The sequence below is a fragment of the Vibrio hepatarius genome (assembly GCF_043642085.1).
Lineage (GTDB): Bacteria > Pseudomonadota > Gammaproteobacteria > Enterobacterales > Vibrionaceae > Vibrio > Vibrio hepatarius_C.
In genome coordinates this window covers 56,293-70,914 of record NZ_JBHZSA010000010.1, presented here as the reverse complement: position 1 = coordinate 70,914, position 14,622 = coordinate 56,293, and the positions used below count along the sequence as shown (strand labels likewise).

At 45.7% G+C, this 14,622-nt stretch carries 11 protein-coding genes; 6 read left to right on the top strand and 5 right to left on the bottom strand.

Features of this window, described 5'->3' with window-relative positions:
• Positions 1-50: 50 nt before the first annotated feature.
• Positions 51-1,673, top strand: coding sequence for an ExeA family protein (locus ACHUFZ_RS17085; RefSeq protein WP_394128081.1), 1,623 nt, complete (start codon positions 51-53; stop codon positions 1,671-1,673).
• The gene (locus ACHUFZ_RS17080) at positions 1,666-2,424 is read left to right on the top strand and encodes a general secretion pathway protein GspB (protein ID WP_394128080.1); all 759 of its coding nucleotides are present in this window, start codon (positions 1,666-1,668) and stop codon (positions 2,422-2,424) included. The genes ACHUFZ_RS17085 and ACHUFZ_RS17080 overlap by 8 nt, the downstream gene beginning before the upstream one ends.
• A 69-nt stretch (positions 2,425-2,493) precedes the next feature.
• On the opposite strand, the gene ACHUFZ_RS17075 is transcribed toward ACHUFZ_RS17080, so the two are convergent.
• The 3 genes from ACHUFZ_RS17075 to ACHUFZ_RS17065 all read right to left on the bottom strand — a co-directional run bounded on the left by ACHUFZ_RS17075 (position 2,494) and on the right by ACHUFZ_RS17065 (position 5,358).
• Positions 2,494-3,105: a TIGR04211 family SH3 domain-containing protein gene (locus ACHUFZ_RS17075; RefSeq protein ID WP_394128079.1), complete on the bottom strand. Its 612-nt coding sequence runs from the start codon at positions 3,103-3,105 to the stop codon at positions 2,494-2,496.
• 180 nt (positions 3,106-3,285) lie between these two features.
• The gene (locus ACHUFZ_RS17070; protein ID WP_394128112.1) at positions 3,286-4,545 is read right to left on the bottom strand and encodes an inorganic phosphate transporter; all 1,260 of its coding nucleotides are present in this window, start codon (positions 4,543-4,545) and stop codon (positions 3,286-3,288) included.
• Positions 4,546-4,677: 132 nt separating this feature from the next.
• On the bottom strand, positions 4,678-5,358 hold the full coding sequence (locus tag ACHUFZ_RS17065) for a TIGR00153 family protein (protein WP_167489292.1): 681 nt from the start codon (positions 5,356-5,358) through the stop codon (positions 4,678-4,680).
• A 206-nt stretch (positions 5,359-5,564) separates the two neighbouring features.
• Here ACHUFZ_RS17065 and ACHUFZ_RS17060 point away from each other — a divergent pair, with 206 nt between their 5' ends.
• Positions 5,565-7,082 (top strand): CYTH and CHAD domain-containing protein, encoded by a 1,518-nt coding sequence (locus tag ACHUFZ_RS17060; RefSeq protein ID WP_394128078.1) that lies wholly within the window; start codon positions 5,565-5,567, stop codon positions 7,080-7,082.
• A gap of 25 nt (positions 7,083-7,107) precedes the next feature.
• Here ACHUFZ_RS17060 and ACHUFZ_RS17055 read toward each other — a convergent pair whose 3' ends face one another.
• Positions 7,108-7,878, bottom strand: coding sequence for a potassium channel family protein (locus ACHUFZ_RS17055; protein ID WP_394128077.1), 771 nt, complete (start codon positions 7,876-7,878; stop codon positions 7,108-7,110).
• Between the two features lie 109 nt (positions 7,879-7,987).
• Between ACHUFZ_RS17055 and ACHUFZ_RS17050 the strand changes: the two genes are divergently transcribed.
• The 3 genes from ACHUFZ_RS17050 to hldE all read left to right on the top strand — a co-directional run bounded on the left by ACHUFZ_RS17050 (position 7,988) and on the right by hldE (position 13,686).
• Complete coding sequence (locus tag ACHUFZ_RS17050) at positions 7,988-9,244, top strand: methyl-accepting chemotaxis protein (protein ID WP_394128076.1); 1,257 nt, start codon at positions 7,988-7,990, stop codon at positions 9,242-9,244.
• Positions 9,245-9,362: 118 nt separating this feature from the next.
• Complete coding sequence (glnE, locus tag ACHUFZ_RS17045; RefSeq protein WP_394128075.1) at positions 9,363-12,203, top strand: bifunctional [glutamate--ammonia ligase]-adenylyl-L-tyrosine phosphorylase/[glutamate--ammonia-ligase] adenylyltransferase; 2,841 nt, start codon at positions 9,363-9,365, stop codon at positions 12,201-12,203.
• A gap of 52 nt (positions 12,204-12,255) precedes the next feature.
• Positions 12,256-13,686: a bifunctional D-glycero-beta-D-manno-heptose-7-phosphate kinase/D-glycero-beta-D-manno-heptose 1-phosphate adenylyltransferase HldE gene (gene hldE / locus ACHUFZ_RS17040; protein ID WP_394128074.1), complete on the top strand. Its 1,431-nt coding sequence runs from the start codon at positions 12,256-12,258 to the stop codon at positions 13,684-13,686.
• A 122-nt stretch (positions 13,687-13,808) separates the two neighbouring features.
• Here the strand turns inward: hldE and arcA are convergent, their stop codons facing one another.
• A complete protein-coding gene (gene arcA, locus ACHUFZ_RS17035) occupies positions 13,809-14,525 on the bottom strand; it encodes a two-component system response regulator ArcA (RefSeq protein ID WP_004415571.1) in 717 nt (238 codons plus the stop codon).
• Between the last annotated feature and the right edge of the window lie 97 nt (positions 14,526-14,622).

Genomic DNA, 14,622 nt, shown 5'->3' with positions numbered 1-14,622 from the left:
GTGCCAGCAATGGTACTTTTCTTAGCAGCAAATTCCCAGAGACGAGAAGTATGTATCAACAACATTTTGCACTAACAGAGTTGCCATTTTCGATTGTGCCTAACTCTCGTTTCCTTTATCAAAGCCGCCGTCATAAAGAGGCTATCTTCCAAATCCAGGCGGGTTTAGGTGAAGGCGGTGGTTTCGCTATGTTGACTGGCGAGGTTGGTACCGGAAAAACCACCATCGCTAAATCCATATTGAAAACTTTAGCAGAGACGACGCGCGCTGGGCTTATTCTTAATCCAACCTTCTCCAATATTGAGTTGCTTGAAGCGATTTGTGATGAGTTTGATTTAGCCTATGAGCCGAATTCATCGCTAAAGCAGCTTAATCAATGTATTCATCAGTTTCTTTTGGACAATCATGCCAATGGCATTCAAACCTTACTGGTGATTGATGAAGCTCAGCATCTCTCTGCGGATGTGTTAGAGCAACTTCGCTTACTGACCAATTTGGAAACCGATAGTCATAAACTTCTCAAAGTACTCTTAATTGGTCAGCCTGAGCTGCAACAAAAGCTCAAGATGCCGCAGTTGAGGCAGTTGGCTCAGCGTATGACTGGGCGCTATCACCTGTTGCCGCTCAATCAGGATGAGACTCGCGACTATATTAAGTTTCGACTGACTTTAGCAGGTGGTGATCCTGAGTTATTTAATGCTCAATCAATCAAGTATATTGCACGCCAAACCAATGGTATTCCTCGCCTGATTAACCTAGTTTGTGATGCCAGCCTAAAGCAAGCCTACAGTTTGGGTGAGGCTCAGCCTTCGAGTTCGACGGTACAAACCGCCTGCGATGATGTGATGAGCTTTCAAACTGGCTCTGTACCACTTGCGGCAGATAGAGCGCAGACAAAGACTTCAAGCCACACCCCGCTAGTTGCTTCACTACTTATTGGTGCACTGCTTGCTGGCGGCGCTTATTGGTATACACCTTCATTGGCAACACCTTGGGTAGAGCGTTCCATCAAGCATCAATACCCTCAGGTTGAAAATATCGAACAGCGCAACTTAACGTTCAGTAGCGAGTTAAAGGCGCTTCTCAACCGAGGGATAGATCAAGAAGCGGCAGTGGCGGATTTATACAAGTTATGGGGCTACCGAGCGTCGGTGCTCGATCAGCTATGCCTTAATAACGATGATGTGCTGTTTCGTTGTCAGCTTGACCAAGCGAGCTTAGATGAATTAGTTCAAGCCAATCGTCCCGTCGTATTGAGCTTACAGATTGATGGTCAACCACGCTTTGCGATTCTTTATTCAGTATCAGGCAATCAAGTTGAGCTATTGGTTAAAGGCCAACTGGTTACTTTCGACCGTCAATGGCTCGCTTCGATTTGGCAGGGGCAATATCGCCACATCTGGCAAAGTTATTGGAGTGAGACATTAAAGCAAGGTATGAGTGGTGGTGAGATAGCGCAGTTGGATAAAGCGCTGTCGCAAGTATTAGGTGAGCCAGAGTCGGCAAGCGAACGTTTTGATTCAGAGGTCAAACGCAAGGTAGAGCTATTCCAACGTTGGCAAGGGTTATCGGTCGATGGGATAGCAGGTAAGAAGACTCTGCGTTTACTTGAGGAGTTATCTCAGCAAGATGCGCCAACCTTAGAGCGTCTAGAGGAGAAATCAAATGTCTAAAGTGATGCAAGCTCTAGAGCACTCAGAACGTCGCCATAAAGCCTTTGATTCTACGCAGCAGTATGGTCAGCAAGTATCGTCTCAGCCGCTACGTGCGACAAACAAGCTCGCATGTATGCTCGCGATAGCGCTACCGCCACTGCTTGTAGCCGGCGGAGTGGTATATCAAACCTATGACAATTATAAATCCCATTGGTTAACGAACAATGTTGTTCAAACGACGGTTGTGAATGTACCGTCTGAGTTTACCGTTGCAGCAGCGCCGGTATTTTCTGAGCTAAAGAGTACTTATAAGGCACCTGTGATATTGAGTGATTTAGAGTACGAATATAATGGTAAACCTACTCGTTCAGAAGTGTCTCATGACGCAAGCACAAACCTTGACGAAATACCGAGTGATGATTTACTTAAAGGGCTAGATTTATCCGAGCTATCTCCGGAGCTAGCGCAGCGTTTTGAGTCGGCTTTATCGAGTCAGCCTAGCAAGGCTAATAAGCGAACGAGTGATGTAAGCAATTTGGCTCATGATGCCCAGCAGTGGTATGGCAAGCTACCAGCATTGAACTTTCAAACTCATGTTTACTCAAGCAAGGAGAGTAAGCGTTGGGTGAAAATCAATGGCAGTGAGTTTGGGCAGGGGGATTGGATTAATGACGATTTGCAGTTAGTCGCGATTGAGCAGCAGTCCTGCTTGGTGCGTTTTAAAGGCGAGGAAATCGAGATCCCGGCGCTGTATGATTGGCAGGGCTAAGGAAGAGCGAAGATATAAAAAAGGTCACCAAAATGGTGACCTTTTTAGATTTTAAACTTTGTGTATTGCTTATGCCCAACCTGACGGCGAGCGTTTTCTGCGTGGCATGATGTGTGGAAGAATCAGACCAAGCAGAAGGCCGATACCTGCTACACCACCACCGTACATGAAGTACTTCAGCAGTAGATCGTCTTTTTGCGTATCTAGCTTAGCACGCAGTTTACGAACTTCTTCTTGTGATGCTGAAAGCTGTTGGCTCATTTCACTGTAGCCTTGCTCGAGCTCACCGATCTGACGGTTACGCGTTTCTAGAGAGTCAACAAGGCCCGCTTTTTCTTGGTCTGCGCTTGAGCGAGCATTAGCTAGCTTTGCTTTTACTTCAGATAGCTCTTTCTCAAGTTTAGGCAGGCGCAGTGCCATACTTTCTTGATTGGTAACAAAGCGGCTTTCTACCCAGCCTTTACGGCCTTTATTGTCTTGAACTTGAGTATATCCAGTATCTTTATTGCTTGTCAGCAGTCTCACCTTATCGCCAGCATCAACGCTACCGATAATACGGAACTCATTACTTGGGCCAGCGTGCATGTAAGTGAACAGCTTATCTGAGATATAACGGTCTTGGGCGAATGCCGCAGGTACAGCTAGCATTGATGCTAAAACTAAGCAAACCAGTTTTTTCACGGTAAATCCTTTAACAGTCTAAAAGGGTGGGAAAGCCACAACCCCAAATCTTGAATTTTTCTAAGGTCAAATAGTAAGTAGTTTCTAATCTGACTGCAACAAAGAAGGGAGGCTAAGCCTCCCTTTCTGCGGTTTTGAGCCAATAATGACAGTGGGTTTACATATCACTGTCATTATTGATTAAGTAAACATTGCTTGGATTCCGTAGAAGAATACCACTGCCAGTAGTGCACCAGCAGGCAGAGTCACAATCCAAGAAGCGACGATGTTACGTACAACGCCAAGGTTTAGCGCTGCGATACCGCGAGCAAAACCAACACCTAGAACCGCACCAACCAGTGTTTGTGTAGTAGAGATAGGTAGACCAGTACCTGACGCTAATACAACCGTACATGCTGTTGCAAGCTGAGCTGCAAAGCCACGGCTAGGAGTCAGTTCAGTGATACCTGTACCAACAGTTGCCATTACTTTATGACCTAGAGTTGCTAGACCAACAACGATACCAAAACCACCTAGTGGTAGAATCCACCAAGCGATAGTGCTCTTACCGGTGATTTCACCCATGTGTTCAACAGTAGATACCACTGCAGATAGAGGACCAATCGCGTTTGCTACGTCGTTAGAGCCGTGTGCAAATGCCATCGCACAAGCTGTGATAACCATTAGCACACTGAAGATGCCTTCAACACCAGCGAAACCGTGGTCGTCTTCACGATTGGAGAATTTCTTCTGAATGTATAGGTAACCGCCAACCATCACTAGCGCAGAAACAGCCGCTGCCCACATCCACGCTTCACCATTAGATAGGTGAAGGCCAACGTGCTTAAGACCTTTCTTGATGGTTACCAGAGCGATAACCATGGTCGTGATGAACATGTACACCGGAACAAAGCGTTTTGCGTTGAATAGCGGTTTTTCAGTATCAAAGATTAGGCGCTGTGCACTGACAAAGATAACGTAAGCAAAGAAACCTGAGATAACAGGAGTAATAATCCAGCTACCTACAATGCCTTGAACTGAGCCCCAGTCCACCGCTTCTGTACCAACAGATACACACGCAAAACCGATGATTGCACCGATGATTGAGTGAGTGGTTGATACTGGCCAGCCCATGTAAGACGCTAGCAGTAGCCATGTACCTGCTGCAAGTAGAGCTGACATCATACCGAAGACAAGAACGTCTGGTTGATGAGCGAATAGGGACGTTTCAATTACGCCTTTACGGATAGTGTCGGTTACTTCACCACCTGCTAAATATGCACCAGCAAATTCAAAGATCATCGCGATGATGATCGCTTGTTTTACTGTTAAAGCTTTTGAGCCTACTGATGTACCCATCGCATTGGCTACATCATTTGCGCCAATACCGATCGCCATCAGAAAACCGAAAGCTGCTGCAATAATAATCAGGACAGTGCCGTAGTTCGCAAGGATATCCATCGTAATACCTAGTTGTTGATAACAAGCGGAGCAAAATTTAAGCACGACAAAACCCCTTCAGCGAGTCAGTATTTATCGCCTATAAGGGGTGTGAACTAATTTAGATGCTCTTCGTTATTTGGTTAACTTATTTTATGAGCGAGACAACATTACTTCCAGACGCGCACCAACACGTTGCGCCTGATCAGCAATACCACCTACCCACTCTAGAATTTTGTAAAGGAACATCACATCAATAGGATTTAGATCCGCTTCGATAGCCATTAATTGCTGGCGAAGTTGAATCTGCATCGCGTCTGTGTCGTCCTCAATCACATCCAGTTGATGGATCATTTCAGCCACAAGTGTTACTTCACGGCCTTTAAATCCAGTTTCCAATAACTCATCAAGCTCATTGATAACTTTTTGCGCTTGTTCAGCTGCGTCTAAACAACGTTTAACATACGCAATGAAGTTTTCTTGAAGAGGTGCAGGGATAGTCAATTGACGGCCATAAACACGACCAGCAATATCTTTTGCAAGGTTTGCGAGTTTGTCTTGCTGTGTTAGTAGTTCCAACATGTCACTACGATCCACAGGCATAAACAAACCACGAGGAAGTTTAAGACGAATTTCGCGCTTAAGAACGTCGGCTTCTTTCTCTAGATGAGAAATTTGTGAACGGATTTCAGATGCTTTCTCCCAATCACCCTTTGAACTGACTTCAAAGAAGTTAACTAGGTGCGAGCAACATTCGTTTACACACACAACGTGGCGCTGCAAAGGTTTAATAGGGGACTTTGCAAATAACCCCATAATTGTATTTACTGGCATGGTCATTCAACCCAATTAATATAACCTAAAAACTAACATACACCATTTCATGGCGAAATGTTGAACGATGGCTATAAAGGCGCGCATGTTAACCCATTAAATCACTCATTAAAACTGTTTTAGATCATCATTGGGGCGATATTTCTTTCTTGCCGAGTAAGAAAATAGGCAATATCCTGTCTCTATCTGCTTTGAAAGGTATAACTATGGAAACCGAGATAGAACTGAAGTTTTTTGTTTCTCCCGATTTTTCAGAGACTTTACGTCAAAAAATTTCTGAAACCAAAGTACTTCAGCATAGCTGTCGAGAGCTTGGTAACACCTACTTTGATACGCCGGATAACTGGCTGCGCCAACACGATATTGGCATGCGCATTCGCCGTTGTGATGATGTGTATGTACAGACCGTCAAGACGGCAGGCCGCGTTGTAGCAGGTTTGCACCAAAGACCGGAATACAACGCAGAGCATGATGGCAATGAACCTGACCTTACTTTGCACCCAGAAGATATCTGGCCGAAAGGTAAAGAGATAGCGACTCTTCAATCGGAATTGCAACCACTGTTTGCTACCAACTTTACTCGTGAGCAATGGCTGATTGGTATGCCAGATGGCAGCCAAGTTGAAGTCGCGTTTGACCAAGGTAAAGTCGAAGCAAATGGCCAGGAAGACCCGATTTGTGAAGTGGAGTTGGAGCTTAAATCAGGTCAAACCGATGCTCTGTTTACCTTAGCGCGCCTTTTCTGTGAACAGGGCGGTATGCGTCTTGGCAACTTAAGTAAAGCGGCGAAAGGCTACCGACTGGCGATGGGCTATACCGGTGATAAAGTGAAACCGCTCGCTTTAGTTGAGACCAATAGAAGAGACAGCGTTGAATCTTGCTTTATCAACTCATTGGAACACGCCCTTTCTCATTGGCATTATCATGAGCAAATTTATTCAGAGGGTGACTCGATAGAAGCTGTGCATGAGATCAAACACTCGATTAGCTTTATTCGTCAAATCTTAACCGTATATGGTGGTGTGGTTCCACGCCGAGCCAGTGCGATTTTACGTCAAGAGCTGAAATGGTTAGAGCAAGATCTTGAGTGGCTCAATGACTATGAGTATTTAGAAGATTTGCTTGATGATAAAGGCCATGCGCTGCGCAAGTTAGATGCGCGTAAGTTCCTTGTCAGTGAGCTTAAGCAGATTGAAGAGCAGCTACCGAGCCGAGAGCAGATTCTAGAACTGCTCAACTCGTCTCGTTATACCGGACTATTACTAGACTTGAGTCGTTGGATTTTAACGCGTGGTTGGCAGCCGTTTTTAGACGATAAGTCACGTGAAAAAATGGCGCTCAACGTTGAACACTTTTCAGTTCAACAGCTCGATAGAACTTGGGCAGAGTTGATGGAGGCGTTTCCGCCAGAGCGCAACTTAACCAGCCAAGATTACATCGAGCAGCAATACCGTTTGATGCGTAATCTATATACAGGTGTGAGTTTTGCCAGCCTGTATGATTTTGATGAGCGCAATAGCTTCCGCCTGCCGTGGAGGGACTTGCTACATGGTACCGACGATCTATTGAAACTAAGAACATTAGCTAAGTTCGTCGATAAGCTCGAAGGGGAAGAGCGAGAACAGCTCGAACGCTGGTTAGCGCGTCAAGAAAGCTCGATTCTTCATGCGATGGAGCAAACGCGAGTGATCTGTATTGAAGCAGAACCTTATTGGCAGGACTAACAGCCAGTGAATTAAAATGGGAGCCTTAGGGCTCCCGTTTTGTATTGGTCTCTTTTTGTCTTTCTAATCTATCTAAACGCTTTAATATCTCATCTTGTTTTTCGACGAGCTCTTGCAATAGGCGCTCTTTGTTTTCAGAGCGGGTCGTTTGTACTTTCGATGGAGAGGTAATCATCGAAGTGACAAGTCCCGAAATCATACCAAATAAGCCCACCCCACAAATGATTAACCCCGCCGCAAGAATCCGACCTGCGTCTGTTACTGGGTAGTGGTCACCATAGCCAACGGTAGAGATCGTTACGAGTGCCCACCACATTGCATCACCACCACTATGAATGTTGGCATCCGGTGATTGACCCTCAATAAATAGCATCATGCTCGATCCTGCGGTTAATAGGATCACCATCAGCAGTAAGATCGAAGCCAGCGTGGTTTCATGTTTATTCTTTAATAACTGCCTGATCACACTACGACTAGAGCGAATAACCAAGATCACTCGCAAAATCGAAAATAGCCGCGCATAGCGTAAAGGCTCGATCATCGGCAGGCTCGCAACAAAGTCGATCCAGTGACGTTTCATAAATTGCACACGATCTGCAGCGCGGATCAAATCTATGCCTAACTGGAGGATAAATATGCTACAGATAATAAAGTCTAAGCCGATAAGGACTTGTCGAGTTTCTGGGCGCAACGGAAAAAACAACAAGCCTGAGATCACAAATAGCGCCATAAAAGACAAGATTAGTGACAGCAAGCTCATCGGCTTAGTGTCGTCTTTGATATTATTCTTTTTCATACGAGGCTCGAAATAAATAACGGATACCTTAGATATCAAAGGTAGTCGGGCTTAGGTGCCAGATGCTGTTCTAGGCACACAATATATAAGACTTAGTGGAGAAGTAACAATGACCAAACTGGCATTTAAACCATGGGAGCGAGTGATCACGGATATTCGCTTAGTCCCAAAAATGGTGATGCTAATGGTGTTCAGTACCCTGCTGATCATCTCAAAGCAGTTGTGGGATGCGAGCACTTTTTACGATGCTTTATTGGCAGCGACGCAAAGTGCAGAGGTTGCTCAAGCACATTATGAGACCTACTTGGTCCAAGTGGCTTGGCAAACAGGGCTATTGATTGTGGTCTTTGTGGTACTGCTAATGTTTGCAGCACGTATTATGCTTCGCCAGACTCAATACCTGAGTGATTCAATCAGAACAATGGCGGAAAAAGATCTCTCAGTGCCGATCGAAATGGTTTGTAAGGATGAATACGGCGATGTAGCGCGTGAGCTTGAAAAGACCCGTGTACAACTGCAAGATATGATCAAACTCCAAGTTGACGCCTCTCAAGAGCTTGCTGGCCTGACAGAAGTGATGACCTTAAGCATGTCAGAGACTAAAGAGTCGGCGCAGGAAGAGTTCAATGAAATTGATCAACTCGCAACCGCGATGAGTGAAATGACGTCGACGGTCCAAACGGTCGCGGACCATGCGCAAAATGCCTCAACGTTAACTGAACAGGCTTCAACGCAAGCATCGACAGGTCAACGTTTTGTCCAAGATACCGTGCAAAAAATCAGTGAACTATCGAAAGATATTTCTGCGTCAGCTCAAGCGGTAAATGAAGTAGAAGACAGTGTTGGCTCAATTGGTAGCGTTGTCGGCACCATTCAAGGTATTTCTGAGCAAACCAACTTGCTGGCATTAAATGCAGCGATTGAAGCGGCGCGTGCTGGTGAAGCGGGTCGTGGATTTGCTGTGGTTGCTGATGAAGTGCGTAACCTAGCTCAGCGTACCCAGCAGGCAACGGTTGAGATTCAAGATATGATCACTAAGCTGCAAACTAGCGCGAATTCAGCGGTAGAGCTGATGGAAAAGAGTGTGGTTGAAGCAGCAGAGGGTGTTGACCTTGTAACTAATGCAGGCAGTGAGTTAGACGGCATTGTTGGTCAGGTTAATCAGATCAATGACATGAACTTCCAAATTGCCACAGCAGCGGGTCAGCAAAGCAGCGTCGCAGAAGAGATGAACCAGAACCTAACTAATGTTCGCGAGTTGGTTGAAGCCTCCGTAACGGTAGTATCAGAGCTGTTAGAAACCTCTGAATTGATGCAGCAAAATGCCGAAGAGTTAGATAAGAAGATTACCTCGTTCCGAGTCTAGTAATTAGCGAACTCTTTAATAATGCGCCCACTAATTGCTAGTGGGCGTTTTTTATTGGTTTAAGTCTGGTATAAATAGTCCATAACCTTTCAAAGGCTTATCGAAACAAGGAAGAATCATGCAATTGCCTCAGCAGCTCGCTCCCATCTCTCATGCCGCACTAGAATCTCTTTTCGAATCGGATGCACTTTCTCATTGGTCACAATCGACCTTGGAACAGCTTCGCTATGTGGCGGGTTTAAGCAAGTTTGTTGCTGATACATTATCCAATGATGAGCACCTGCAACAACAACTACCTGAGATGCTGGCAACTGAAACACGTTGCGAACGTTATCGCGAGCGTTTGGCAGAGCAGTTGGCGGGTTGCAGTGACGAAATGCAAGGTCATCGAGTGTTACGTCAGTTCCGTAACCGAGAGATGGTCTATATTGCGTGGCGTGACTTTACCGCGACTTGGACCTTAGAAAAGAGCTTAGCGCATCTTTCTCAGCTCGCTGAAGCGATGATCTTTGAAACTTACCAATGGCAATACAAAGCTTGTTGTGAGCTGTGGGGAACGCCGACCAATGCCGCTGGCGAAGCGCAGCCAATGTTGATTATTGGTATGGGTAAACTCGGTGGCGGAGAGCTAAACTTCTCATCGGATATCGATTTGATTTTTACTTACCCAGAAAATGGTGAAACAGAAGGGGCGCGTCGTAGCATCGCCAATGCTCAGTTCTTTACTCGCCTTGGTCAACGCATTATTAAAGCACTCGATCAGCAGACCTTTGATGGCTTCTGTTATCGCGTCGACATGCGCCTGCGTCCTTTTGGTGACAGCGGACCACTGGTGATGAGTTACGCCGCTCTGGAAGATTACTACCAAGAGCAAGGGCGTGATTGGGAGCGCTACGCAATGATCAAGGCTCGGGTAATGGGGAGTGAAATGTACCCAGAATACCAAGAGCTGCGTCAAATGCTGCGTCCATTTGTCTTCCGTCGCTACATCGATTTTAGTGCCATTCAATCTCTGCGCCGGATGAAATCGATGATCAGTAGTGAGGTTCGTCGTCGAGGGTTAAGCAACAACATCAAACTCGGTGCGGGTGGTATTCGTGAGATTGAATTTATCGCTCAGGTGTTTCAGTTGATTCGTGGTGGTCGTGAACCAAGTCTGCGCCAAAGAGGATTACTTAAAACCATTGATGCCATTGAAGAGTTAGAACAGCTGACTGCGCAAGAGACACAACATTTACGTCAGGCCTATAAGTTCTTGCGTCGATTGGAAAACTTACTTCAAGCGATGGCAGACAAGCAAACGCAAACCTTGCCTGAGTGTGACACCGAGCAACTGCAACTTGCCGTAGCGATGGGGTATCAGCAATGGGAGCAATTGCTTGCTGATGTTCACACTCATATGGCCAACGTGCATGTGGTGTTTGGTGAACTCATTGGTGACGATGAAGAGGAGCAGCAAGATATCGCGAAACATTTCGTTGAATTGTGGGATATGGCGGCGAAGCAAGATGTCGTTGAACAAATCCTAGAGAGCGACATTCAAGCTGAACAACCCCAGCAAATGGCTGAAACCATCATTCAGTTTAAGAAAGATTTAGCGAAGAAAACCCTTGGACCACGTGGCCGAGAAGTGTTGAATCGCTTAATGCCGAAAGTCTTTTCTGCAATCTATAGCCACAAAGATGCCCAATTTGGTTTGCCGCGCGTGCTGCATTTATTGCATCGCATAGTGACGCGAACGACATATCTAGAGTTGCTCGATGAGCATCAAGCGGCATTGATTCAGCTGGTTCGTCTATGTACCGCGAGTCCAATGATTTCTGAGCAGTTAGGTCGTTATCCGATCTTATTGGATGAATTAATCGACCCACAACAGTTGTATAACCCGATCCCGCTTGAAAGCTATCGTACCGAACTGCGTGACTTCCTTGCCCGTATCCCAGAAGATGATATGGAGCAGCAAATGGAGGCGCTGCGTCAGTTTAAACAGATATGTATTTTACGCATTGCGGCTGCCGACATCGCTGGTGTACTACCAGTGATGAAAGTAAGTGATCACTTAACCTATCTCGCTGAAGCCATTGTTGAGTCTGTGGTGGGCCAAGCCTGGCTGCAAATGACCGAAAAATATGGCGTTCCTTCTCATTTGAAAGACCGTGAAGGCAAAGGTTTTGCGGTTATCGGCTATGGCAAAGTCGGTGGCTGGGAGCTCGGTTACAACTCAGATCTCGACATTGTGTTTATGCACGATAGCCCGGTTCACTCTTATACTGATGGCAAAAAAGAGATCGACGCGCGTCAGTTCTACTTAAGACTTGCGCAGCGCATTATCCATATTTTCTCTACTCGTACCGCATCAGGCACACTGTATGAAGTGGATACTCGCTTACGTCCTTCAGGAGCATCCGGATTATTGGTTAGCCCAACGGATGCCTTTGATGAGTACCAACGGCAAGATGCTTGGACTTGGGAACATCAAGCCTTGGTTCGTGCGCGAATGATTTACGGTGATGAGCCACTGCAACAAGCCTTTGCTAAAACACGACATGAAATACTCACCTTGGTCCGTGATGAGCAAAAACTGGTTAAAGACGTCTCCGAGATGCGCGTAAAAATGCGTGATCATTTAGGTGGTAAGAAAGCGGGACGTTTTATGCTTAAGCAAGACCCAGGTGGCATTACCGATGTGGAGTTTTTAGCTCAATACCTAGTACTACGTCATAGTCATGAAAAGCCTAAATTGACGCGTTGGAGTGACAATGTACGTATTTTTGAATCCATGATGGCGCAAGGGATTATGGAAGAGGGCGCCGCGATGGCACTGACTCATGCCTATACCAGCATGCGCGATCAAATCCACCACCGCAACTTACTCAACCTAGATGCAGATGTGGCGGAAGAAAAATTTGTCAGCGAGCGCGAGCTTGTGATGAAACTATGGCACGAGTGGTTAGAATAACGCTGAACCTTTATGCTAAACTCTTGCCCGAATTAGAATTTGGAGATCCACAATGAAGCCAATCCTACCTAACTACAGTGATTCTGGTGTGCTTATCATCGGTGACGTAATGCTTGATCGTTACTGGTATGGCCCAACTGGCCGTATTTCACCTGAAGCGCCTGTGCCTGTAGTCAAAGTAGAGAATAATGAAGAGCGTCCTGGTGGTGCTGCTAACGTAGCAATGAATATTGCTTCGCTTGGTGGTCACGCTCATATTGTTGGTTTAACAGGGATTGATGAACCGGCCAAAGCACTCAATGAAACGCTTTCTGCACTGAAAGTAAAATGTGACTTTGTTGGATTACCAAATTATCCAACCATTACTAAATTGCGTGTAATGAGCCGCGGCCAACAGCTGATCCGCTTAGACTTTGAAGATAAGTTTGAAAATGTGGATGCAGAACTTATCCTTGACCGTATGGAGCAAGCGTTACCAAAAGTGAAATCAGTGGTGCTATCTGATTACGCAAAGGGCGCGCTAGAGCACGTACAACAGTTTATTCAAAAAGCACGTGCAGCCAATGTGCCTGTATTTATTGACCCTAAAGGTGCCGACTTCGAGCGCTACCGTGGTGCTACATTGCTGACGCCAAATATGGCTGAATTTGAGCTAGTGGTTGGTAAAGTTAAATCAGATCAAGAATTGGCTGAGAAAGGCCTAGCGCTTATTGAAGAGTTCGACTTTGAAGCGCTGCTAGTGACTCGTAGTGAGCATGGCATGACGCTACTACGCCGTGGTCAAGAGCCGTTCCATCTACCGACTCAAGCGAAAGAAGTCTATGACGTAACAGGTGCTGGTGATACGGTTATCTCTGTGCTTGCAGCGTCAGTGGCAGCAGGCAAACCGCTTGATGAAGCTTGTGCATTAGCAAACGCGGCAGCAGGCATTGTTGTTGGTAAGCTTGGTACTTCAACGTTATCTACTATTGAACTGGCAGAAGCGGTTCATGGTAGCCAAGATACGGATTTTGGCGTGATTGGTGAGCACGCTCTGATTGAAGCTGTGAAAAAGGCTCAAGCAAAAGGTGAGAAAGTGGTCATGACTAATGGCTGTTTCGATATCCTGCATGCTGGTCATGTTTCTTACCTTAACCATGCTGCTCAGCTTGGTGATCGCCTAATTGTAGCGGTTAACACTGATGAGTCGGTTAAGCGTCTTAAAGGACCGGGGCGTCCAGTTAACCCAACAGATCGCCGCATGGCAGTTCTGGCTGGATTAGGTGCGGTTGATTGGGTTGTACCATTTGGTGAAGATACGCCGCAACGCCTAATTTCTGAAGTATTGCCAGACTTACTCGTTAAAGGTGGCGATTACAAACCGGAAGAGATTGCTGGTGGTAAAGAAGTGATTGCCAATGGCGGAAAAGTTGAAGTACTTAACTTCGAAGATGGTTGTTCAACCACTGAAATCATCGATGCGATTAAAGGTGGCCGAGGCTAACCCGAGTTAATCGATATTAATGGTCGCTGATTAGCGGCCATTTTTGTATCTATAATCTAGATATAAAAAATGGAGCCAAGTGGCTCCATTTTTTTATGAGTAGAAGATTACTTCTAGGTCACTTATTCTTCTAGATCACCACAGAAGCGGTAACCTTCACCGTGAATCGTTGCAATGATTTCTGGTGTACCAGAAACTGATTCAAAGTGTTTACGAATACGACGGATTGTTACGTCTACTGTACGATCGTGTGGCTTAAGCTCACGACCAGTCATTTTTTTCAGTAGATCTGCACGAGTCTGGATCTTGCCTGGGTTTTCACAGAAGTGAAGTAGGGCACGGAACTCAGAACGTGGCAGTTTGTAACCATCACCGCTTGGGCTTACTAGAGAGCGGCTGTTGATATCTAGTACCCAACCGTTAAATACGTACTTCTCAACGCTGCGTTTCTCTTCACTTACTACGCTTGAATTCATTGAGCGGTTAAGTAGGTTACGAGCACGGATAGTTAATTCACGTGGGTTGAATGGCTTAGTGATGTAATCATCTGCACCGATTTCTAGACCAAGAATCTTATCAACTTCGTTATCACGGCCTGTTAAGAACATTAGCGCAACATTCGCTTGCTCACGCAGTTCGCGAGCTAGCAGTAGACCATTCTTGCCCGGTAGGTTGATGTCCATAATAACCAAGTTAACTTGGTTGTCAGACAGCACCTGGTGCATCTCTTCACCGTCACTGGCTTCGAAAACAGCGTATCCCTCTGCTTCAAAAATACTCTTTAGAGTGTTACGAGTTACTTGCTCATCTTCAACAATAAGAATGTGCGGGGTTTGCATTGGCGGTACCTAAACTTGTGAAAAATTTGTGCTAATAGAATAAATTCTAGGCAAAAACATAACATACAGGTAATGTGATGTTGATAATAAACCAAAG

What these genes read in the sequence shown, in the direction of transcription:
- ACHUFZ_RS17060 (WP_394128078.1), top strand. Translation starts at nt 5,565, where the DNA reads ATGGAAACCGAGATAGAACTGAAGTTTTTTGTTTCTCCCGATTTTTCA.
- hldE (WP_394128074.1), top strand. Translation starts at nt 12,256, where the DNA reads ATGAAGCCAATCCTACCTAACTACAGTGATTCTGGTGTGCTTATCATC.
- ACHUFZ_RS17080 (WP_394128080.1), top strand. Translation starts at nt 1,666, where the DNA reads ATGTCTAAAGTGATGCAAGCTCTAGAGCACTCAGAACGTCGCCATAAA.
- ACHUFZ_RS17070 (WP_394128112.1), bottom strand. Translation starts at nt 4,545, where the DNA reads ATGGATATCCTTGCGAACTACGGCACTGTCCTGATTATTATTGCAGCA.
- ACHUFZ_RS17085 (WP_394128081.1), top strand. Translation starts at nt 51, where the DNA reads ATGTATCAACAACATTTTGCACTAACAGAGTTGCCATTTTCGATTGTG.
- glnE (WP_394128075.1), top strand. Translation starts at nt 9,363, where the DNA reads ATGCAATTGCCTCAGCAGCTCGCTCCCATCTCTCATGCCGCACTAGAA.
- arcA (WP_004415571.1), bottom strand. Translation starts at nt 14,525, where the DNA reads ATGCAAACCCCGCACATTCTTATTGTTGAAGATGAGCAAGTAACTCGT.
- ACHUFZ_RS17065 (WP_167489292.1), bottom strand. Translation starts at nt 5,358, where the DNA reads ATGCCAGTAAATACAATTATGGGGTTATTTGCAAAGTCCCCTATTAAA.
- ACHUFZ_RS17055 (WP_394128077.1), bottom strand. Translation starts at nt 7,878, where the DNA reads ATGAAAAAGAATAATATCAAAGACGACACTAAGCCGATGAGCTTGCTG.
- ACHUFZ_RS17050 (WP_394128076.1), top strand. Translation starts at nt 7,988, where the DNA reads ATGACCAAACTGGCATTTAAACCATGGGAGCGAGTGATCACGGATATT.